Consider the following 18,560-nt stretch of genomic DNA (forward strand, 5'->3'; position numbering starts at 1 on the left):
GCACTTGGCAGGTCCATTCGACGCTTTGCCTCAGGGGAGCAGCAAGGATGAATCGCCATAGCTGTAGAAGCGGTAGTCATTGGCGATGGCGTGGCCATAAACCGCTTGCATCCGCTCCAGCCCCATCAGCGCGCTGACCAGCATGAACAGCGTGCTTTTCGGCAGGTGGAAATTGGTCATCAGGCCATCGATCGCCTTGAAGCGATAGCCCGGGGTTATGAAGATGGCGGTGTCGCCGCTGAATGGCCGGACCACGCCATCGTCACCTGCCGCGCTTTCCAGCAGGCGCAGGCTGGTCGTGCCTACCGCGATGATCCGCCCGCCCGCAGCGCGCGCCGCATTGAGCCGATCGGCGGTGGCGGCATCGATCGTGCCCCATTCGGCATGCATCCGGTGATCTGCCGTGTCCTCGGCCTTGACCGGCAGGAAGGTACCTGCCCCGACATGCAGCGTCAGCGTTTCGCGCGCCACGCCCGCGGCATCGAGTGCGGCGATCAGATCCGGGGTGAAATGCAGCGCCGCCGTGGGCGCGGCCACCGCGCCGTCGCGCGCGGCGAACATCGTCTGGTAGTCGCTCTGGTCCTGGGCGTCGGTCGGACGCTTGCCCGCGATATAGGGCGGCAGCGGCATCTGCCCGGCGCGGTGGAGTAGCACCTCGACCGCCTCTTCACCCAAAAAGGCCAGGGTCCAGCTGCCGTCATCGCCGCGCGCCTCGGCCGAAGCCTGAACCCCGGCGGCAAAGTCGATCACATCGCCCGCGCGCAGCCGCTTGGCATTGCGCACGAAGGCCTGCCAGCGGCGCAGGTCAACCCGCTTGTGCAGCGTCGCCCCGATCCGCGCCTCTCCGCGCCGGCCTTCGAGCTGGGCAGGAATGACCCGGGTGTCGTTGAAGACCAGCACATCGCCCGCGCGCAGCAAGGCGGGCAGATCGCAGACGATCCGGTCTTCCAGCGCTTCTGTGCCCGTGGCCAGCAGTAGGCGCGCCGAATCGCGCGGCCGCGCCGGACGCAGCGCGATCCGTTCTGGCGGAAGGTCGAAATCGAACAGGTCTACGCGCATGGCGCGCCGCGATTACCGGGGCTTGCGCTTGACCGCAGGCTTGACCGCAGCCGCCTTGACCGGGGCTGGCGCCGGAGCCTCGACGACCGACGGCGCGGCAATCGGCGCTGGCGGAGCAATCACCGGCTTGGGCTTGTTTTCGGACAGCAGCGAAGCCTGGACGATCTTGGTCGGATTTGCCGGCGGCTCGCCCCGCTGGATCGCGTCGACTTCGTCCATTCCGGCAATCACCCGGCCGAAATTGGTGTAACGGTGATCCAGCGCAAAGCGCGGATAGAACACGATGAAGAACTGGCTATTGGCGGTATCCGGCTCATTGGTCCGGGCCATCGACACGGTGCCGCGAATGTGCGGCATGTAATTGAATTCCGCTTTCAGGTCAGGCAGCTTGGACCCGCCCTGACCGGTGCCGGTCGGATCGCCGGTCTGCGCCATGAAGCCGTCGATCACGCGGTGGAAGATCAGCCCGTTGTAGAACCCTTCCTTGGTCAGTTGCTTGACCCGCTCGACATGGTTCGGCGCCCAGTTGGGCATCAGCCGGATCAGCACCCGCCCGCCGTTCGACAGGTCGAGCGCCAGGATATTGTCGGGCTCATGCGCGGGATCCATGTCGACCACCGCGCTCATCGCCGGGGCCGGGGTCGTGACCGGAACCTTGGGCGCCTTTGCGGCGAAAGCGGGACCGGAAACCAGAGACAGGCCAAGGGCCAGGGCAGTGACGGAACGACGAAGCATAGGGGGAAATCTCGATAACCAACTGCAGTTGCGGTGGGGAATAGCCGGGCGCGGCTGTCGTGGCAATGAACGGTGCGGGGTTTAACCCTGTTTCAACCGTCGCGGCGCGATCCCTGGGCGGCAATCCGCCCAACCACGTCATCGCGGACGCGCGGACTGACAAAGCGGGTGATGTTGCCGCCGTACATCGCGATTTCCTTGACCAGGCGCGAGGCGATCGGCTGGAGCGAAACATCGGCCATCAGGAACACGGTCTCGACGTGATCGTTGAGCTGCCGGTTCATGCCGGTCAGTTGATACTCGTATTCGAAATCGGTCACCCCGCGGATCCCGCGGATCACGACCGAAGCGCCCATGGCGTCAGCAAAATCCATCAGCAGCGAATTGAACCCGACCACCCGGACCTTACAGTTGTCCAGCCCGGCAACTTCGCGCTCGACCATGGCGATGCGCTCGTCATCATTGAACATCGGCGACTTCGCGGCATTGGTGGTGACGCCGATTACCAGTTCGTCGACCAGCCGCGCGCCGCGTTTGATGATGTCCATGTGACCCAGCGTGATCGGATCGAACGTTCCGGGATAGACCCCCACCCGCTTGGTCATTTAACGGTCCCTCTCCACGATATAACGCGCCACCGCGCGCAGCAGGTCGGCTTCTGCGCCGTGTCCCGACAAATGTCCGATTGCCTGTTCGGTCAGCATTCGCGCCTGTTCGCGTGCACGCGCCTCGCCCAGCACGGCAACGAAAGTCTGCTTGCCCGCGGCGGCATCCTTGCCCACGGCCTTGCCCGCAGCCGCGCTGTCGCCGGCATGATCGATCAGGTCGTCGGCGATCTGGAAGGCCAGGCCAATGTCGCGGGCATAGCCGCGCAGCGGCGTGCGCGCTTCGGGCGGGACCTTGCCCAGAACCGCGCCCATTTCCAGCGCGACGCCCAGCAGTGCCCCGGTCTTGAGCTGCTGCATCCGGGTGATTGCCGGAAGGTCGAAGGCCTGCCCCTCGCCCACTAGGTCAAGCATCTGGCCCCCGGCCATGCCGCCCACGCCGCTGGCCGTGGCCAGGACGGCAATCAGTTCGGAGCGTACGAAGGGATCACCGCTGGTTTCGGGATCGGCCAGAATTTCAAAGGCCAAAGCCTGCAAGGCATCGCCGGCCAGCACCGCCGTCGCTTCATCGAAGGCCTTGTGCACGGTCGGCTTGCCGCGGCGCAGGTCGTCATCGTCCATGCACGGCAGATCATCGTGGATCAGCGAATAGACGTGGACCGCCTCGATCGCGGTGCCGGCGCGCAGGGCGTGGTGCGGGTGGACCCCGAACAGCCCCGCGCTGGCCACCGTGAGCAGCGGACGCAGCCGCTTCCCCCCGCCGATCGCGGCATGGCGCATCGCCTCAACCAGGCGGCCCCGTCCGTCTTCGGGCACTGGCAGCAGCGCGTCGAACAGGGAGTCGACCTGTCGCCCGGTCTTGGCAAGGGCATCGGTCAGCAGCGGATCGGCACCGGGTAGTGTCGCCATTGCTTCAGTGCCCGTTTTCGGAATCGAACGGCTGGACCGAAGCGGCCTGGCCATCGGGTCCGGCAACGATCTTTTCGATCCGCGCCTGGGCCGCATCGAGGCGCGCCTGGCAGTGCTTGCGCAGCGCTTCGCCCCGCTCGTAAAGCGAAATCGTGGCGTCCAGCGGCACCTCGCCGCTTTCCAGCTTGCGCACCACCTCTTCCAGCGCGCGCAGCGCATCTTCAAAGCTCAGGGCGGCGATATCGGCAGCGGTGTCTTCCATTGCCGCCAGCATTGACGGCGCGGCCCGCCGCGGTCAAGCTGCGTTCAAAGGGGATCATGCGATGAAGTGGATAGCAGCCTATCTGGCCTCGGCGGGAACGTTTGGAGCGCTGGACGCGCTGTGGCTGCGCTGGGCCGGTCCCAACCTCTATCGCCCGGCGCTGGGCGAGCTGTTTGCCCCTTCGTTCCGCGCTGCGCCGGCCGCGGTGTTCTATGCATTTTACGTCGCGGGCATGGTGTGGTTCGCGGTCCGTCCGGGGATCGACCAGGGCGTGCCGCACGCGGTCATGAACGGCGCGCTGCTCGGCGCGCTGTGCTATGCCACCTATGACCTGACCAACCAGGCGACGATGAAGGTCTGGTCCGGCGAGGTCAGTGCGATCGACATCGCCTGGGGTGCCGCTGCGACCGCGCTGGCCAGCGGCGTCGCCGCCTTCGCCGTGCGCAAGCTCGGCCTCGCCTGATGTTCATCGGCCACTGGGCCCCCGCCCTCGCGGTTGCCAGCCGGCGCACGACGCCGGGCCTGACCACCCTGTTTGTCGCGGCGCAGCTGGTCGACTGGGCGTTCTTCGGCTTCCTGCTGCTGGGGGTTGAGCACATGCGCGTCACCCCCGGGATCAGCGCGATGAACCCCATGGACCTCTACCACATGCCCATCACCCACAGCCTGCTGGGCAGCCTGGGCTTTGCCGCCGCATTCGGCGCGGCGATCTGGCTGGCGAGCCGTGACCGGATCGCCGCCCTGATCGGCAGTGCAGTCGTCCTGTCGCACTGGCTGCTCGATCTGCTGGTGCATGTCCCCGACCTGACGCTCGCCGGCAGACCGCCCAAGCTGGGCCTGGGCCTGTGGAACCACCCGGCGATTGAAATGCCGCTGGAGCTGGGGATCACCTTTGGCGCACTGTGGCTCTACGCCCGCGCGCAGAAGCCTTCGCCCGTGCGCGTCGGGGTTCTGGCCGCCGTGCTGCTCGCGCTGCAGGTGGTAAACTGGTTCGGCCCGGTCGAACCCGCAGTCACCGCCGGAACCAGCTATCTCGCCTTCTTCGCCTATGGCCTGGCCACGCTTGCCGCATGGTGGATGGGGAAAAGCGCGCGCGTCGCCGCGTGATTGGTCTAGCGGGACGCGCTCGGCCCGGCTAAGGGCCGCGCATGGCCGAAATCACCGCAGAGATCGTCGCCCAACACGGGCTGTCCGAGGACGAATACCAGCGCGTCCTCCACGCCCTGGGGCGCGAGCCCAACCTGGTCGAGCTGGGAATCTTCTCGGTGATGTGGTCGGAGCATTGCAGCTACAAATCGAGCCGCATCCACCTCAAGAAGCTGCCGACCGAAGCCCCGTGGGTGATCTGCGGCCCGGGCGAGAACGCCGGGGTGATCGACATCGGCGACAATCAGGCGGCGATCTTCAAGATGGAGAGCCACAACCATCCCAGCTACATCGAACCCTACCAGGGCGCGGCGACCGGGGTCGGCGGGATCCTGCGCGATGTCTTCACCATGGGTGCGCGGCCCGTCGCCAACCTCAACGCGCTGCGCTTCGGCCGGCCCGATCATCCCAAGATGAAGAGCCTGGTCAAGGGCGTGGTCGCCGGGATCGGCGGCTACGGCAACTGCGTCGGCGTCCCGACCGTGGGCGGCGAAACCAATTTCCATCCTGCCTATGACGGCAATATCCTGGTCAACGCAATGACCGTGGGCGTCGCCGATCAGGACAAGATCTTCTATTCCGCCGCCACCGGGATCGGCAATCCGATCGTCTATGTCGGCTCCAAGACCGGGCGCGACGGGATCCACGGCGCGACCATGGCCAGCGCCGACTTCGGCGAGGATTCGGAAGAAAAGCGCCCGACCGTCCAGGTCGGCGATCCTTTCACCGAAAAGCTGCTGATCGAGGCCTGCCTCGAGCTGATGGCGACCGACGCGATCGTCGCGATCCAGGACATGGGCGCGGCAGGGCTGACCTCAAGCTCGGTCGAAATGGCGACCAACGGCAAGGCCGGGATCATCCTCGACATGGACAAGGTACCGTGCCGCGAAGAGGGCATGACGCCGTACGAGATGATGCTGAGCGAGAGCCAGGAGCGGATGCTGATGGTGCTCAAGCCCGGCAAGGAGCCGATGGCCGAAGCGATCTTCAAGAAGTGGGAGCTGGATTTCGCGGTGATCGGCGAAGTGACCGATACCGGCCACATGGTGCTGACCTGGCAGGGCGACACCGTCTGCGACATTCCGCTTGGCCCGCTGGCCGAGGATGCGCCGCTTTACGACCGGCCCGCACTGAGCCTGGAGGAGTACAAGGCCTGGGCCGCGGTCAAGCCGCTGGGCGACGTGCCCGAAAGCACCGACATTGGCGCGGACCTCTTGAAGCTGATGGCCTGCCCCGATCTCGCCAGCCGGCGCTGGATCTGGGAGCAGTACGACAGCCAGGTTGGCGCCGACACCCTGCAGAAAGGCGGCGGCGACGCGGCGGTGGTGCGGCTCCACGGCAGCCGCAAGGCGCTGGCCATGACCACCGACTGCACCCCGCGCTATTGTTATGCCGACCCCTACGAAGGCGGCAAGCAGGCGGTGGCGGAAACCTATCGCAACCTGTCAGCCGTCGGCGCGACCCCGCTCGCAATCACCAACTGCCTCAACTTCGCTAACCCCCAGCGGCCCGAGATCATGGCCCAGATCGTCGAAGCCCTGCGCGGCATGGGCGACGCCTGCCGCGCGCTCGACTACCCGATCGTGAGCGGCAACGTTTCGCTTTATAACGAAAGCAAGGCCACTGGCGGTGGCTCGGCGATCCTGCCGACCCCGGCGATCGGCGGTGTCGGCCTGATGGACGACTATGCCAGGATGGCGACGATCGCGGTCAAGACCGCGGGCGAATGCCTGGCGGTGATCGGACCAAGCTATCCCGAGCTGGGCCAGTCGCTGTGGCTGCGCGAGATCCACGGCCGCGAAGACGGCGAGCCGCCCCAGGTCGATCTGGGCGACGAGCGGTTCAACGCTGAAGTCGTGCGCCGGCTGATCGCCGAGGGCCTGGTTACGGCGGTTCACGACATCAGCGACGGCGGCCTGCTGGTCGCGGCGGCGGAAATGGCCCTGGCCGGGAACATCGGGATCACGCTCGACGCGATGGACACGCCCTTCGCCTTCAACGAGAGCCAGTCGCGCTACCTGGTCACGTACCGCGCCGATTGCCCGCTCGATCGCAGCACGGTGCCTTTCGAGAAGATCGGCATGACCGGCGGAGACGCGTTGGTGGTCAATGGCAAGCCGATCGCGCTCGCCGCGCTGCGCGAAGCGAGGGACAGCTTCTTCCGCGACTGGATGGAAGGCTGATGGCCGACCTCTACCTCAAGGCGCTGGAAAGCGAGCGCAAGCAGCTGTGGGCGACCTGCCGGTTGAAAGGCCTGCCGATCGGCACCCCGGAACGCAACCGCATCGCCGCGCTCGACGGGCTGATCGGTGAGCATAAGGCCAAGCGCGGGGGTTGAGGGCGGCTTACTAATGCGTTTGGAGCACACAATGACGACAGGCTATTCCGGCACCCCCCTCGCCAAGAAGCTCAACCTGCGTGACGGGATGCGGGTGTGGTTCGATGCCATGCCCGAAGACGTCTTCGACGAGATCGCCGAATATGCGCTGGAACTGACCTTTGTCGCCAATCCGGCCGACGGGATCGATGGAGCCCATCTTTTTGTGACTGACCGCGCGGCGCTCGAAAAGCGGCTTACGCCGCTACGTCAGCAGATTGCATCAGACGGTCAGATCTGGGTAAGTTGGCCCAAGCAGGCTTCGGGCGTGGCAAGCGACATCACCGAGGACACCATCCGCGAGTTCGCCCTGCCGCTGGGCCTGGTCGACACCAAGGTTTGCGCAGTCGACGATGTCTGGTCGGGACTTAAACTGGTGATCAGGAAAGAACTGCGCTGAGCAATTAGCTCCTCTCCATTTTTGGCGAATGCCACAAATGGGGAGGCGGATCGTCCGCAGGACGAGACGGACGGGAAATGGCGAGAGGGCAGAGACCCCTCCGTCAGTCGCCGAAGCGACTGCCACCTCCCCATTTGCACTCCGTGAAAATGGAGAGGATTTAGCGGTTCAGGCCGCCTGCTGCACCGGTGCCATCAGGTCATAGGGGTCGACCCCGGCGGCGCGCCATTTGGCGTGGGCGTCCCAGTAATAGCTCGGACGGGCGATGTTCAGCTTTGCGCGCGCATCTTCGAGCGGCATGGCAAGCAATTCGCGGATCGACTGTTCGACCAGGCGCGGACAGGCCTTGCCCAGCTTCTGTGCCTCGCGCACGGCGTGGAACACCGGAACCTTGACCACCTTGTGCTTCTTGACTTCGAACGCACCGGCATAGCCCAGGAACAGGTGGGCCAGGCTGGGCTGCTGGCTGTAGGTGAAAGCGAGCACGCACTGCTCGCCCAGCGCATCGCGGCCGAAACCGGTCAGCACGTGGAGCAGATCGTGGGTGTCGCGCATGCGGTTGAAGTACCAGGTGACCTGATCGTCGAAATAGAGGTCGGCCGGGCGGTTCTTGTCAAGCTCGTCGACCAGGCCCTGGGCGGAAAGCCCCTCGCGTTCCATGAAGTCGCAATAGGCGTGGCCCAGGCTGCCAGCCGGCGTCTTGCGCAAGGTTTCATGGTCATCGAGGATCGCCACCAGCGATGGCTCCGTGCGGCGGATTTCCTGCGCACGCTCGGTCTTCAGGAAGCTTAGCGCCGCGTCATAGATCCCACGCCACGGCAGGGCCTGAAAGATCTCGGACACCTGCGAGGTGTCTTCCTTGTCCTTGACCAGTTCCTTGAAATGCCGCCACGCCCTGAGCAGGTCGTAACGCATCTTCGGCCGACCCGGCAGCATCATCGGCAGGTCTTCAGCGGCGAAGTTCACCGCGGCGGGAGCAATGGCGGTCTGCATGTTCATGGCCCGATAATGCGAACTACTTACAGTCTTGTCAATAGGGAGTTGCACATCGCAACCCAATCGCACAGGTCAGCCCAGCACCCATTGGTCGCGCGGGATCCCCAGCAGGCGCAAAACGTCGGTCAGGTCGCCGCGATCGATGGTGCCGTCGGCCGCCGCACGTGCCTTGGGCTTGGCGCGATAGGCAATGCCATAGGTCGCTGCTTCCAGCATCGGGATATCGTTGGCCCCGTCGCCGGTGGCCAGCGACACAGCGTGCCCGCCAATCTCGGCGGCTTCGGCGCGCAGCACCTGCTGCTTGACCGTGCTGTCGGTGATCGCCCCGACCAGTCCGCCGGTCAGCCGCTCCTCTTCCACCGCAAGGCGGTTGCCGACGACGCGTTCGAAGCCGAGCTGCCGGGCGACCGGATCGGCGAAGTGATGAAAGCCCCCGGTGACCAGAACGGTGCGGCAGCCATGCGCCTTTAGCGTCGCGACCAGGGTCCGGGCGCCCGCCATCGGGGTAATCCGGGTCGCCAGACAATCGGCGATCGCGTCGACCGACAGTCCCTGCAGCAGCATTACCCGCTCGCGCAGCGCCGCCGAAAAGTCGAGCTCGCCCTGCATCGCGCGCTCGGTGATCGCGGCGATCTGCGGCTTGATCCCGGCATAGTCGGCCAGTTCATCGATGCATTCCTGGCCGATCATGGTCGAATCCATGTCCGAGACGAACAGGTGCGGCACCTGCGGCTCGTGATCGGCAATCAGCCGGTCGCAGGGACCGAAGCACTCGTCGATGATTGTGCCGAGCATGGCAGCATCGCCGCCGACCAGTTCAAGCTGCAGCGTCGTATCACAGAACGACAGCATCTCGGCCCCCGCCAGTTGCATCCCCGCCGCAGCGATCGCGGCCGCTGCGCGGTCGAGACTTGCCGAAAGGTGGTCCGGTTCTGCTATCACGCGGGCAATGAGCACTGCTGCATCCTTCACTTCGGCCCATCGGCCGCCGCTGGCGCTCATTGCAGGGCCGACCGCCAGCGGCAAGAGCGATCTGGCGGTGCGGCTCGCCCAGGCACTGACCGAGGCGGGGCGCAAGGCAGTGGTGATCAATGCCGACAGCGCGCAGGTCTACGCCGACCTCGAAGTGCTCAGCGCCCGCCCGACACTGGAGGAGATGGGCGGGATCGAACACCGGCTGTTCGGCACCTGGGACGGCGCGCAAGCCTGTTCGGCAGCCGATTGGGCCGCCAGCGCCCGCGCTGAAATCACTGCAATCCATGGCGATGGCGCGGTGCCGGTGCTGGTCGGCGGCACCGGGCTCTACATCCGCACGCTGCTTGACGGGATCGCGCCGGTTCCGCCGATCGACCCGGCGGTGCGCGCGGCGGTACGCGCCCTGCCCGTCGCCGAAGCCTATGCGGCGCTGCTGCATGAGGACCCGGCGCGCGCTGCAGCGCTGTCCCCCAACGATGCGACGCGCGTGGCGCGGGCGCTGGAAGTGGTGCGCTCGACCGGACGGGCGATGGCCGACTGGCAGGAGCACAAGGTTGGCGGGATCAGCCAGGCCGTCAGCCTCCACCCGGCGATCCTGCTGCCCCCGCGCGACTGGCTCTATGCGCGCTGCGACCGCCGCTTTGCGCAGATGCTGCATGGCGGCGCGCAGGCCGAGGTTGCGGCGCTGCTGGCGCGCGGGCTCGATCCCGACCTGCCGGTGATGCGCGCGATCGGGGTGCCCGAGATCGCCGCCCTGCTGCGCGGCGAGATCGACCATGACACGGCGTTGGCGCGCGGCGCGCAGGCGACCCGCAACTATGCCAAGCGCCAGTTCACCTGGTTCCGGCGCCAGCCGCCGCCCGAGTGGCCACGCCTGGAAGATTTTGATTACAATTTGCACGATGTTTTCGCATCATTGTTTCACACTTAGGGCTTGACACGATACAAACTGTCTCATAGGGGCGTCATCACTTCCCGTTCGCGGGACTTTGTGCGAGTTGGAGAGGAAGACCCGGCGCAGCCTGACTGTGCCGGGTCATTCTTTGACAAACATCGAATGCAGTGTGGAAGGTAGTACGGTGAGCGAAGAGCGCAGCGGCGCATCAATCCTGGTCGAAAGCCTGGCGCGGCAGGGGGTCGAATTCGTCTTCGGCTATCCCGGCGGGGCGGTGCTGCCGATCTATGACGCGCTGTTCGACGATGCCCGGATCCGCCACATCCTGGTGCGCCACGAAGCCGGCGCGGCCCACGCCGCCGAAGGCTATGCCCGCTCGACCGGCAAGCCCGGGGTGGTGCTGGTCACCAGCGGCCCCGGCGCGACCAATGCCGTCACCGGAATCGCCGATGCCTTCATGGATTCGATTCCGCTGGTGGTGATCACTGGACAGGTCCCGACCGCGCTGATCGGATCGGACGCCTTCCAGGAAGCCGACACCATCGGCATCACCCGCCACTGCACCAAGCACAACTATCTGGTGAAGGACCCGGCCGAGCTGGCAGCGATCATCGACGAGGCGTTCCAGATCGCCACCACTGGCCGCCCCGGCCCGGTTGTCATCGACATTCCCAAGGACGTGCAGATCGCCTCGGCGACTTGGACCGACGCGCCGCCGCAGCGCCCGCAGCGCTACAACCCGCCCTCGACCGGCAGTGACCGCGATATCGCCCGCGCGATCGAGTTGCTGGCCAATGCCAAGGCACCGATCTTCTACACCGGCGGCGGGATGATCAATTCCGGCCCGCGCGCGACCGAACTGCTGCGCACCCTGCAGCAGCTCAGCGGTGCGCCGGTGACCTCGACCCTGATGGGCCTGGGTGCCTTCCCCGCCGATCACGCCGACTGGCTGGGAATGCTGGGGATGCACGGCACTTTCGAAGCCAATATGGCGATGAACCGCTGCGACCTGTTGGTCTGCATCGGCGCGCGCTTCGACGACCGGGTGACCGGACGGCTCGACGCGTTCTCGCCCAATTCGACCAAGATCCACATCGACATCGACCGCGCCTCGATCAACAAGACTGTCCACGTCGACCTGCCGATCCTGGGCGACTGCGCAATGGTGCTCGACCAGCTGGTGACCGCCTGGGGCAGCCGCAAGGCGCAGGATCTGACCGAGTGGAAGGCGCGGATCAACGGCTGGCGCGCGCGTGACAGCCTGGCCTATCCCGCCGACACCAAGGCGATCATGCCGCAGCTGGCGGTCGAACGGCTGTTCGCGCTGACCCGCGACAAGGACCCGATCATCGCCACCGAAGTCGGCCAGCACCAGATGTGGGCGGCGCAGTACTTCCGCTTCTTTGGCCCCAACAAGTGGCTGACCTCAGGCGGGCTCGGTACGATGGGCTACGGCCTGCCCGCGGCGATCGGCGCGCAGCTCGGCAATCCCGACAGCCTGGTGATCGACATCGCCGGCGACGCCTCGATTCAGATGAACATCCAGGAGCTGGGCACCGCCACGCAGTTCCGTCTGCCGGTCAAGATCTTCGTGCTCAACAACGAATGGATGGGCATGGTCCGCCAGTGGCAGGAACTGACCTACGAGAGCCGCTATTCCAATTCGTATTCGGACAGCCTGCCCGATTTCGTCAAGCTGGCCGAGGCATACGGCTGGAAGGGCATCCGCATCGAGAACGAAAGCCAGCTCGACGCCGGAATCCAGGCGATGATCGATTACGACGGGCCGGTGATCGTCGATTGCCTGGTCGCCAAGGAAGCCAACTGCTTCCCGATGATCCCCAGCGGCGCGGCGCACACCGAGATGATCCTTTACGGCGACAAGGTCGCCGGATCGATGGACGACGAAGCCAAGGCGCTGGTTTGATGAAGATCCATAAGGAGGCGTCCGAACGCCACGTCCTGACCATCACCGTCGACAACGAGGCCGGCATCTTGGCCAAGATCGCCGGGCTGTTCACCGCGCGCGGCTATAACATCGACAGCCTGACCGTGGCCGACATAACCGAAAACCACGCGCTCAGCCGGATCACCATCGTCACCCACGGCCCGCCCGCGGTGATCGACCAGATCCACGCCCAGCTCGACCGCCTCGTCCCGGTGCACAAGGTCATAGACCTGACCGAGGCCGGGGATCATGTCGAGCGCGAACTGGCGCTGGTCAAGGTCGCCGGCACGGGCGAGGCGCGGGTCGAGGCGCTGCGCCTGGCCGACGTATTCCGGGCCAAGGTGATCGACACCACCACCAGCAGCTTCATTTTCGAGCTGACCGGCAATCCCGACAAGATCGACCGCTTCGTCGCGCTGATGCGCGAGCTTGGCCTGGTCGAGGTCGGCCGCACCGGGGTGGTCGGGATGATGCGCGGGGCCGAAGGGATTTAGAAGACAACCACCGTCATCCCCGCGAAGGCGGGGACCCATCACGGACGGGTGCGATTTACGAAGGCGCGGGAGATGGGTTCCCGCTTTCGCGGGAATGACGAACTGAGGGATTGAAATGAAAGTCTATTACGACGCCGACGCCGACCTGAACCTGGTCACGGGCAAGAAGATCGCCATCGTTGGCTATGGTTCACAGGGCCACGCCCACGCGCAGAACCTGCGCGACAGCGGAGTCAAGGACGTGGCGATCGCGCTGCGTCCCGGTTCGGCCAGCGCCAAGAAGGCCGAAGCCGCCGGGTTCCAGGTGATGAGCAACAGCGACGCCGCCAAGTGGGCCGACGTGCTGATGATCCTTGCCCCTGACGAACACCAGGCAGCGATCTGGGACAACGATCTCAAGGGCAACATGAAGCCCGGCGCGGCGCTGGCCTTCGCGCACGGCCTCAACATCCACTTCGGCCTGATCGAGGTTCCCGCCGACATCGACGTGATCATGATCGCGCCCAAGGGTCCCGGCCACACCGTGCGCAGTGAGTACCAGAAGGGCGGCGGCGTGCCGTGCCTGATCGCGGTGCATCAGGACGCCACCGGCAATGCCCATGACGTCGCGCTGGCCTATGCTTCGGGCGTCGGCGGCGGCCGCAGCGGGATCATCGAAACCAACTTCAAGGAAGAGTGCGAGACCGACCTGTTCGGCGAGCAGGCGGTGCTGTGCGGCGGGATCACCCACCTGATCCAGGCCGGGTTCGAAACCCTGGTCGAGGCTGGCTACGCCCCCGAAATGGCCTATTTCGAATGCCTTCACGAAACCAAGCTGATCGTCGACCTGCTCTATGAAGGCGGCATCGCCAACATGCGTTATTCGATCAGCAACACCGCCGAATACGGTGACATCACCACCGGCCCGCGGATCATCACCGCCGAGACCAAGGCCGAGATGAAGCGCGTGCTGGCCGACATCCAGTCGGGCCGCTTCGTCAAGAACTTCGTGCTCGACAACCGCGCCGGCCAGCCCGAGCTGAAGGCCGCCCGCAAGGCCGCCGAAGCCCACCAGATCGAAAAGACCGGCTCGGCGCTGCGCGCAATGATGCCGTGGATCGGCAAGAACAAGCTGGTCGACCAGGCCAAGAACTGACTCGACCCGAGGCAAGCTCCGGAGCAGGATTGCGCTTTCAGCCTCCTGCCCCGGAGTTCGCCGTGAAAGCCAACGCCAAGCCGCGCATTTACGCGATGCCGTTTGCCCGGATCTATCCACTCTACCTGGCCAAGGTCGAGCGCAAAGGCCGGAGCAAGGCAGAGGTCGATGCGGTCATCGCCTGGCACACCGGCTATGCAGGCGACAGCCTTGCCGCGGCGCTGGACAGCGGAATCGATTGCGAGGCCTTTTTCGATCAGGCCCCAGCGCTCAATCCGGACCGCGACTTGGTAACAGGCCTGGTCTGCGGCGTGCGGGTCGAAGCGATCGAAGAGCCGACGATGCGCGAGATCCGCATCCTCGACAAGCTGGTCGACGAACTGGCCAGGGGCGGACCGATGGATAAGATCCTGCGCCGCCCTGTCTGAGGCCTAGCGCATCAGCGCAAAGGCGGTGCGCAGCTCGTTCACGAAGGCCTCGGGCTGTTCCCACGCGGCAAAGTGCCCGCCTTTTTCCATCTCGCCCCAATGGACCAGCCGCTTGTAATTGCGTTCCGCCCACTTGCGGGGTGTCGGCAGGATTTCCTTGGGGTACGCGCTGACGGCAACCGGCAGGGCAATCTCCTGCGGAACGAAGCTGGCGAAGCTTTCCCAATAAAGCCGCGCCGAAGAGGCGCCCGTCGCCGGCAGCCAGTAGAGCATGATGTTATCCAGAATCGCATCACGGCTCAGCGCGTCGTAGGGTGAACCCTGGTTGTCGGTCCAGGCCCACATCTTCTCGAAAATCCACGCCGCCAGCCCGACGGGCGAATCGACCAGCCCGTATCCGACCGTCTGCGGCCGGGTGCGCTGCTGGGTAGAATAGCCCGAATCCCAGTCCTGATAGTGCTTGAGGGCGGTCAAAGCCTTCAATTCGGCAGCATTCGGGCTTTGCAGGTCCTCCGCCGTTGGCCGCCCGATCGGCATGTTGAGGTGAATCCCGACACATCCGGGCAAGTGCTGCACCCCGATCGACGTGGTCACTGCGCTGCCCCAGTCGCCGCCTTGCGCCACCCACCGGCTGTATCCCAGACGGGCCATCAGATCGCCCCAGGCGCGGGCGATTCGCTCCACCCCCCAGCCCTTCTCCGCCGGCTTGCCGGAAAAGCCGAATCCCGGCAGCGACGGCGCGACCACGTGGAAGGCATCTTCGGCACGGCCGCCGAACTTCACCGGATCGGCGAGCTGTTCGATCACGCCCATGAACTCGATGACTGAGCCGGGCCAGCCGTGCGTCATGATCAGCGGCATGGCTTCCGGATGGGGCGAACGTACGTGGAGGAAGTGAATATCGAGCCCGTCGATCTCGGTCACGAACTGGCCCAGCGCATTGAGCCGCGCCTCGCACCGGCGCCAGTCATAATCCTTGCGCCAATAGCCGAGCAGATCCTTCACCGCGTCGAGCGGCGCGCCTTGTGACCAGTCCTCGACCGTCTCGCGCTCGGCCCAGCGGGTCTGGGCGATGCGCTGCTTGAGGTCGTCGAGGTGAGGCTGGGCGACATTGAGCGTGAAGGGGCGAATCTGTGTCATGGTGCGGAGCCTAACCTAACTTCGCGATTGTGTTAATCGCACGATTAAAGATAGTGGGCAGCGAGCAGTCAGAGGAAAATGCATGGTCCAGCCACAGCTTGCCGGGGTCAAGGTTGTCGATCTGACCAGTGTCGTGTTCGGCCCCTATTGCACGCAAATTCTGGCCGATCTTGGCGCCGAGGTGATCAAGGTCGAGAGCCCGGGCATGGGCGATGCGTTCCGCTGGTCGGCGCAGGCCGCCGGGACCCCGGGTATGGCGCCCGGCTTCATGGCGGTAAATCGCGGCAAGCGTTCGATCGCGCTGGACCTCAAGTCGGCGGACGATCTTGCCGTGATGCACCAGCTATTGGCGGATGCCGATCTGTTCGTGGTCAATGTGCGCGGCAATGCGCTGAAACGGCTCGGCCTCGATTACGCCAGCGTTCAGGCGCTCAATCCGCGGCTGATCTACGTGCATTGCGTCGGCTTCGGGCAGGACGGCCCCTATGCCGATCTCCAGGCCTATGACGACGTGATCCAGGCCGCGACCGGCACGGCGACGCTGCTGCCGCGGGTCGATGGCGATCCGCGTCCGCGTTACCTGCCTTCGCTGATCGCCGACAAGGTCGCCGGACTTCACGCCACCTATGGCGCGCTGGCTGCGCTCTATGCGCGGGAGAAGACCGGCGTGGGCCAATACGTCGAGGTTCCGATGTTCGAGGTGTTTTCCAGTTTCATGCTGCTGGAACACCTGGGCGGGCAGACCTTCGATCCGCCGGTCGGCCCAGTCGGCTATGCCCGCCAGGTCGATCCGGTGCGCCAGCCCTTCCCGACCAGCGACGGCGCGATCTCGATCGTCATGTACACCTATGACGCGTGGGACCGGGTTTTTGCGATACTGGACGATCCGGACTTCATCACCGCCGAACGCTTCAATGAAAAGGGCGGCCGGGTCCGCCACCAGGACGAGCTGTACCGGCATATCGCCGAACTGACGCCCCGGTTCACCACCGCCGAACTGCAGCGCCGCTGCGACGCCGCGCAATTGCCCGCGCAGGCGGTCCGCGACCTGTCGGAAGTGATCGACGACCCGCACCTTGCGGCAACCGGCTTTTTCACGCGGCGGGTTCATCCAAGCGAAGGCGCCTATTTCGAACAGGCGCAGCCGGTGCGCTTCTCCGCGGGCGATAGTGCCAACGACGCGCTGATGCCGCCGCTGCTTGATCAGCACGGCGCGGAAATCCGGGCGGAACTGGCTAAGCGGCGGTAGCCGCGGCAGAGGCCGCCTCAACCTTGGCCCGGTCGATCATCGCCAATGTGCTCGATGCCTTGGCCAGAATGGTGCCCGCCCCGTCTTTGAGCTGGCCTTCGTAAAAGGCGGTGCGCTTGCCGTGCTTGACCGCCCAGGCCTCGGCAAAGACAGGACCGGGCCGGGCCGAGGCAAAAAAGCTGACTTTCAGCTCCAGCGTCATTGGCACGACATCGTTGCCCGCCAGCGCAATCGCCGCATGGGCCATGGCCGCGTCGATCCAACCCGTGACAAAGCCGCCCTGCACCACCCCGCCGGAATGGCACTGTGCCGGCTTCGCAGCATATTCCAACACCGCGCGACCCGCCGGATCGATCTCGACGATCCGGGTCAGGCCCATCTCCTCGTAAAGCGCATTCACCGTCATCACAGCAGCGCCGAATAGATCAGGGTCTTGAGCTCGCGCCGGATCGGATAGGCGCTCGATGGCGACAGCTGGGTCATGAACACCATCGTTACCCGCTCGACCGGATCGACGAAGAACGCGGTCGAGAACATCCCGCCCCAATAGAATTCGCCGACCGAGCCGGGGATCATCGTCTTGGCAACGTCCTTGTTCACGGCAAAGCCCAGCCCGAAGCCGACCCCGGCCATTGCCGCCTCGCTGAACAGCGATTTCGACCAGCCGGCCAGGTCACCGCCATCGGGCAGGTGATTGAGCGTCATCAGATCAATCGTCTTGCGGCTGACAATGCGCACGCCGTCCAGTTCGCCGCCATCGAGCAGCATCCGGCAGAATCGGTGATAGTCGAGCGATGTGGAGACCAGACCGCCGCCGCCCGAAACGAGTTTGGGCGCCCGGCTCCACGCGCTTTCCGCGCCGCGGTCATACATCACGCGGCCCTTCCCCGGGACCAGGGTATAGCAATCGGTCAGGCGGTCGGTCTTGTCCGCAGGCACGGTGAAGAAGGTGTCGACCATTCCCAGCGGGGCGAAGATCCGGTCGTGGAAAAACATCTCGAGCGGCTGGCCCGAAACCCGCTGGACAATTGCGCCCAGCACATCGGTCGACACCGAATAGTTCCACGCCTCACCCGGTGAAAATTCCAGCGGGATCCTGCCAAGCGCGGCCACAAAACCATCGAGGTCCAGGTTGCCGTGCCAGTTCTCGATCTTGCCTTCGCGGTAGGCCGCATCGACATTGCCGCGGTTCTGGAAGCTGTAGGTCAGCCCAGAGGTGTGGCGCAGCAGATCGAGCATCAGCATCGGCCGACCCAGCGGCCCGGTCAGAAATGGCACCCCGCCCCCGCCGCCGTTGTAAACGCCCAGCTCCTTGAACTCTGGCAGCACGTGGTGGACCGGCGTATCCAGCGCGACCTTGCCTTCTTCCAGCAGCATTATGAAGGCGATCGAGGTCACCGGCTTGGTCATGCTGGCGATGCGGAACAGCGCGTCCTCGGCCAGCAATTTGCCGCCTTCGCGCGCCGGTCCCTGCGATGAGAAATGCGCGATCTGGCCATCGCGCGCGACCAGCACCTGCGCATTGGCGAGCTTTCCGGTGTCGAGGTAGCGGTCCTTGATCAGGTCATCGATGCGGGCCAGGCGGACGGCATCGAAACCTGCGGATCGGGCACTGAAGTTCATGGCGGCTCCGGTATGATGGGTTGCAGTTTCGCACCTGTATTGCCGCTGCAGCCGGGCTGGGCAAGCCGCCAATGCAGCTACCGGCAATTCCTGCCCGCCGGTTAACCGTACCTGCTTACCGCGCGTTGCCCAGGTCTGTCAGCGTGCTGCCAAGGACCTTCTGCAATACCCTGTGCAGCACGAC

Annotated in this window: 21 protein-coding genes; 11 read left to right on the forward strand and 10 right to left on the reverse strand. The window is 65.3% G+C overall.

Annotation, left to right across the window (positions count from 1 at the left end; all coding sequences use genetic code 11):
* Positions 1-30: 30 nt before the first annotated feature.
* The 5 genes from queA to ACFFF7_RS07935 all read right to left on the reverse strand — a co-directional run bounded on the left by queA (position 31) and on the right by ACFFF7_RS07935 (position 3,570).
* Positions 31-1,059: a tRNA preQ1(34) S-adenosylmethionine ribosyltransferase-isomerase QueA gene (gene queA / locus ACFFF7_RS07915; protein WP_379480827.1), complete on the reverse strand. Its 1,029-nt coding sequence runs from the start codon at positions 1,057-1,059 to the stop codon at positions 31-33.
* Between the two features lie 12 nt (positions 1,060-1,071).
* Complete coding sequence (locus tag ACFFF7_RS07920) at positions 1,072-1,794, reverse strand: peptidylprolyl isomerase (protein WP_379480828.1); 723 nt, start codon at positions 1,792-1,794, stop codon at positions 1,072-1,074.
* A gap of 92 nt (positions 1,795-1,886) precedes the next feature.
* The gene (gene coaD / locus ACFFF7_RS07925; RefSeq protein WP_379480829.1) at positions 1,887-2,399 is read right to left on the reverse strand and encodes a pantetheine-phosphate adenylyltransferase; all 513 of its coding nucleotides are present in this window, start codon (positions 2,397-2,399) and stop codon (positions 1,887-1,889) included.
* Positions 2,400-3,308, reverse strand: coding sequence for a polyprenyl synthetase family protein (locus ACFFF7_RS07930; protein WP_379480830.1), 909 nt, complete (start codon positions 3,306-3,308; stop codon positions 2,400-2,402).
* Positions 3,309-3,312: 4 nt separating this feature from the next.
* Positions 3,313-3,570 carry an exodeoxyribonuclease VII small subunit gene (locus ACFFF7_RS07935; RefSeq protein WP_379480831.1) on the reverse strand — a complete coding sequence of 86 codons (258 nt, stop codon included), beginning with the start codon at positions 3,568-3,570 and terminating at the stop codon, positions 3,313-3,315.
* A gap of 61 nt (positions 3,571-3,631) precedes the next feature.
* Between ACFFF7_RS07935 and ACFFF7_RS07940 the strand changes: the two genes are divergently transcribed.
* Genes ACFFF7_RS07940 through ACFFF7_RS07960 form a run of 5 tightly spaced genes read left to right on the forward strand, consistent with a single transcriptional unit; the run spans position 3,632 to position 7,493 of the window.
* Positions 3,632-4,033, forward strand: coding sequence for a DUF2177 family protein (locus ACFFF7_RS07940; RefSeq protein ID WP_379480832.1), 402 nt, complete (start codon positions 3,632-3,634; stop codon positions 4,031-4,033).
* Positions 4,033-4,677 carry a hypothetical protein gene (locus tag ACFFF7_RS07945; RefSeq protein WP_379480833.1) on the forward strand — a complete coding sequence of 215 codons (645 nt, stop codon included), beginning with the start codon at positions 4,033-4,035 and terminating at the stop codon, positions 4,675-4,677. Before ACFFF7_RS07940 ends, ACFFF7_RS07945 begins: the two co-directional genes overlap by 1 nt.
* A gap of 41 nt (positions 4,678-4,718) precedes the next feature.
* Complete coding sequence (purL, locus tag ACFFF7_RS07950; RefSeq protein ID WP_379480834.1) at positions 4,719-6,899, forward strand: phosphoribosylformylglycinamidine synthase subunit PurL; 2,181 nt, start codon at positions 4,719-4,721, stop codon at positions 6,897-6,899.
* The gene (locus ACFFF7_RS07955; RefSeq protein WP_379480835.1) at positions 6,899-7,054 is read left to right on the forward strand and encodes a hypothetical protein; all 156 of its coding nucleotides are present in this window, start codon (positions 6,899-6,901) and stop codon (positions 7,052-7,054) included. The genes purL and ACFFF7_RS07955 overlap by 1 nt, the downstream gene beginning before the upstream one ends.
* 31 nt (positions 7,055-7,085) lie before the next feature.
* Entirely contained in the window at positions 7,086-7,493 is a 408-nt protein-coding gene (locus ACFFF7_RS07960; RefSeq protein WP_379480836.1) for a DUF3052 family protein, read from the forward strand.
* 168 nt (positions 7,494-7,661) lie between these two features.
* Here the strand turns inward: ACFFF7_RS07960 and ACFFF7_RS07965 are convergent, their stop codons facing one another.
* Positions 7,662-8,492 (reverse strand): Coq4 family protein, encoded by an 831-nt coding sequence (locus tag ACFFF7_RS07965; protein WP_379480837.1) that lies wholly within the window; start codon positions 8,490-8,492, stop codon positions 7,662-7,664.
* A 69-nt stretch (positions 8,493-8,561) separates the two neighbouring features.
* Positions 8,562-9,446 carry a phosphoserine phosphatase SerB gene (gene serB / locus ACFFF7_RS07970; RefSeq protein WP_379480838.1) on the reverse strand — a complete coding sequence of 295 codons (885 nt, stop codon included), beginning with the start codon at positions 9,444-9,446 and terminating at the stop codon, positions 8,562-8,564.
* Between serB and miaA the strand changes: the two genes are divergently transcribed.
* The 5 genes from miaA to ACFFF7_RS07995 all read left to right on the forward strand — a co-directional run bounded on the left by miaA (position 9,439) and on the right by ACFFF7_RS07995 (position 14,364).
* A complete protein-coding gene (gene miaA, locus ACFFF7_RS07975) occupies positions 9,439-10,395 on the forward strand; it encodes a tRNA (adenosine(37)-N6)-dimethylallyltransferase MiaA (RefSeq protein ID WP_379480839.1) in 957 nt (318 codons plus the stop codon). The two genes, serB and miaA, sit on opposite strands and share 8 nt — an antisense overlap.
* A gap of 148 nt (positions 10,396-10,543) precedes the next feature.
* Positions 10,544-12,286: a biosynthetic-type acetolactate synthase large subunit gene (gene ilvB, locus ACFFF7_RS07980; protein WP_379480840.1), complete on the forward strand. Its 1,743-nt coding sequence runs from the start codon at positions 10,544-10,546 to the stop codon at positions 12,284-12,286.
* The gene (gene ilvN, locus ACFFF7_RS07985) at positions 12,286-12,801 is read left to right on the forward strand and encodes an acetolactate synthase small subunit (RefSeq protein WP_379480841.1); all 516 of its coding nucleotides are present in this window, start codon (positions 12,286-12,288) and stop codon (positions 12,799-12,801) included. Before ilvB ends, ilvN begins: the two co-directional genes overlap by 1 nt.
* A 115-nt stretch (positions 12,802-12,916) precedes the next feature.
* On the forward strand, positions 12,917-13,936 hold the full coding sequence (ilvC, locus tag ACFFF7_RS07990) for a ketol-acid reductoisomerase (RefSeq protein ID WP_379480842.1): 1,020 nt from the start codon (positions 12,917-12,919) through the stop codon (positions 13,934-13,936).
* 62 nt (positions 13,937-13,998) lie between these two features.
* Complete coding sequence (locus ACFFF7_RS07995; RefSeq protein ID WP_379480843.1) at positions 13,999-14,364, forward strand: DUF2200 domain-containing protein; 366 nt, start codon at positions 13,999-14,001, stop codon at positions 14,362-14,364.
* Between the two features lie 3 nt (positions 14,365-14,367).
* Here the strand turns inward: ACFFF7_RS07995 and ACFFF7_RS08000 are convergent, their stop codons facing one another.
* Positions 14,368-15,504: an epoxide hydrolase family protein gene (locus ACFFF7_RS08000; protein ID WP_379480844.1), complete on the reverse strand. Its 1,137-nt coding sequence runs from the start codon at positions 15,502-15,504 to the stop codon at positions 14,368-14,370.
* Positions 15,505-15,586: 82 nt separating this feature from the next.
* Here ACFFF7_RS08000 and ACFFF7_RS08005 point away from each other — a divergent pair, with 82 nt between their 5' ends.
* The gene (locus tag ACFFF7_RS08005) at positions 15,587-16,753 is read left to right on the forward strand and encodes a CaiB/BaiF CoA transferase family protein (RefSeq protein ID WP_379480845.1); all 1,167 of its coding nucleotides are present in this window, start codon (positions 15,587-15,589) and stop codon (positions 16,751-16,753) included.
* Here ACFFF7_RS08005 and ACFFF7_RS08010 read toward each other — a convergent pair.
* Positions 16,740-17,159, reverse strand: a complete 420-nt coding sequence (locus tag ACFFF7_RS08010; RefSeq protein WP_379480846.1) for a PaaI family thioesterase — start codon at positions 17,157-17,159, stop codon at positions 16,740-16,742. The two genes, ACFFF7_RS08005 and ACFFF7_RS08010, sit on opposite strands and share 14 nt — an antisense overlap.
* On the reverse strand, positions 17,159-18,376 hold the full coding sequence (locus tag ACFFF7_RS08015) for a serine hydrolase domain-containing protein (protein WP_379480847.1): 1,218 nt from the start codon (positions 18,374-18,376) through the stop codon (positions 17,159-17,161). Before ACFFF7_RS08015 ends, ACFFF7_RS08010 begins: the two co-directional genes overlap by 1 nt.
* Positions 18,377-18,560: the final 184 nt, after the last annotated feature.

The sequence above is a fragment of the Novosphingobium aquiterrae genome (assembly GCF_042434435.1).
Taxonomy (GTDB): Bacteria; Pseudomonadota; Alphaproteobacteria; order Sphingomonadales; family Sphingomonadaceae; genus Novosphingobium; species Novosphingobium aquiterrae.

Coding starts and splice junctions, on each gene's coding strand:
- ACFFF7_RS07945 (WP_379480833.1), top strand. CDS start 4,033: ATGTTCATCGGCCACTGGGCCCCCGCCCTCGCGGTTGCCAGCCGGCGC.
- ilvC (WP_379480842.1), top strand. CDS start 12,917: ATGAAAGTCTATTACGACGCCGACGCCGACCTGAACCTGGTCACGGGC.
- ACFFF7_RS08005 (WP_379480845.1), top strand. CDS start 15,587: ATGGTCCAGCCACAGCTTGCCGGGGTCAAGGTTGTCGATCTGACCAGT.
- ACFFF7_RS07930 (WP_379480830.1), bottom strand. CDS start 3,308: ATGGCGACACTACCCGGTGCCGATCCGCTGCTGACCGATGCCCTTGCC.
- ACFFF7_RS08000 (WP_379480844.1), bottom strand. CDS start 15,504: ATGACACAGATTCGCCCCTTCACGCTCAATGTCGCCCAGCCTCACCTC.
- queA (WP_379480827.1), bottom strand. CDS start 1,059: ATGCGCGTAGACCTGTTCGATTTCGACCTTCCGCCAGAACGGATCGCG.
- ilvN (WP_379480841.1), top strand. CDS start 12,286: ATGAAGATCCATAAGGAGGCGTCCGAACGCCACGTCCTGACCATCACC.
- ACFFF7_RS07955 (WP_379480835.1), top strand. CDS start 6,899: ATGGCCGACCTCTACCTCAAGGCGCTGGAAAGCGAGCGCAAGCAGCTG.
- ACFFF7_RS08010 (WP_379480846.1), bottom strand. CDS start 17,159: ATGACGGTGAATGCGCTTTACGAGGAGATGGGCCTGACCCGGATCGTC.
- ACFFF7_RS07920 (WP_379480828.1), bottom strand. CDS start 1,794: ATGCTTCGTCGTTCCGTCACTGCCCTGGCCCTTGGCCTGTCTCTGGTT.
- purL (WP_379480834.1), top strand. CDS start 4,719: ATGGCCGAAATCACCGCAGAGATCGTCGCCCAACACGGGCTGTCCGAG.
- ACFFF7_RS07965 (WP_379480837.1), bottom strand. CDS start 8,492: ATGAACATGCAGACCGCCATTGCTCCCGCCGCGGTGAACTTCGCCGCT.
- coaD (WP_379480829.1), bottom strand. CDS start 2,399: ATGACCAAGCGGGTGGGGGTCTATCCCGGAACGTTCGATCCGATCACG.
- miaA (WP_379480839.1), top strand. CDS start 9,439: ATGAGCACTGCTGCATCCTTCACTTCGGCCCATCGGCCGCCGCTGGCG.
- ACFFF7_RS07960 (WP_379480836.1), top strand. CDS start 7,086: ATGACGACAGGCTATTCCGGCACCCCCCTCGCCAAGAAGCTCAACCTG.
- ACFFF7_RS07935 (WP_379480831.1), bottom strand. CDS start 3,570: ATGGAAGACACCGCTGCCGATATCGCCGCCCTGAGCTTTGAAGATGCG.
- ACFFF7_RS08015 (WP_379480847.1), bottom strand. CDS start 18,376: ATGAACTTCAGTGCCCGATCCGCAGGTTTCGATGCCGTCCGCCTGGCC.
- ACFFF7_RS07940 (WP_379480832.1), top strand. CDS start 3,632: ATGAAGTGGATAGCAGCCTATCTGGCCTCGGCGGGAACGTTTGGAGCG.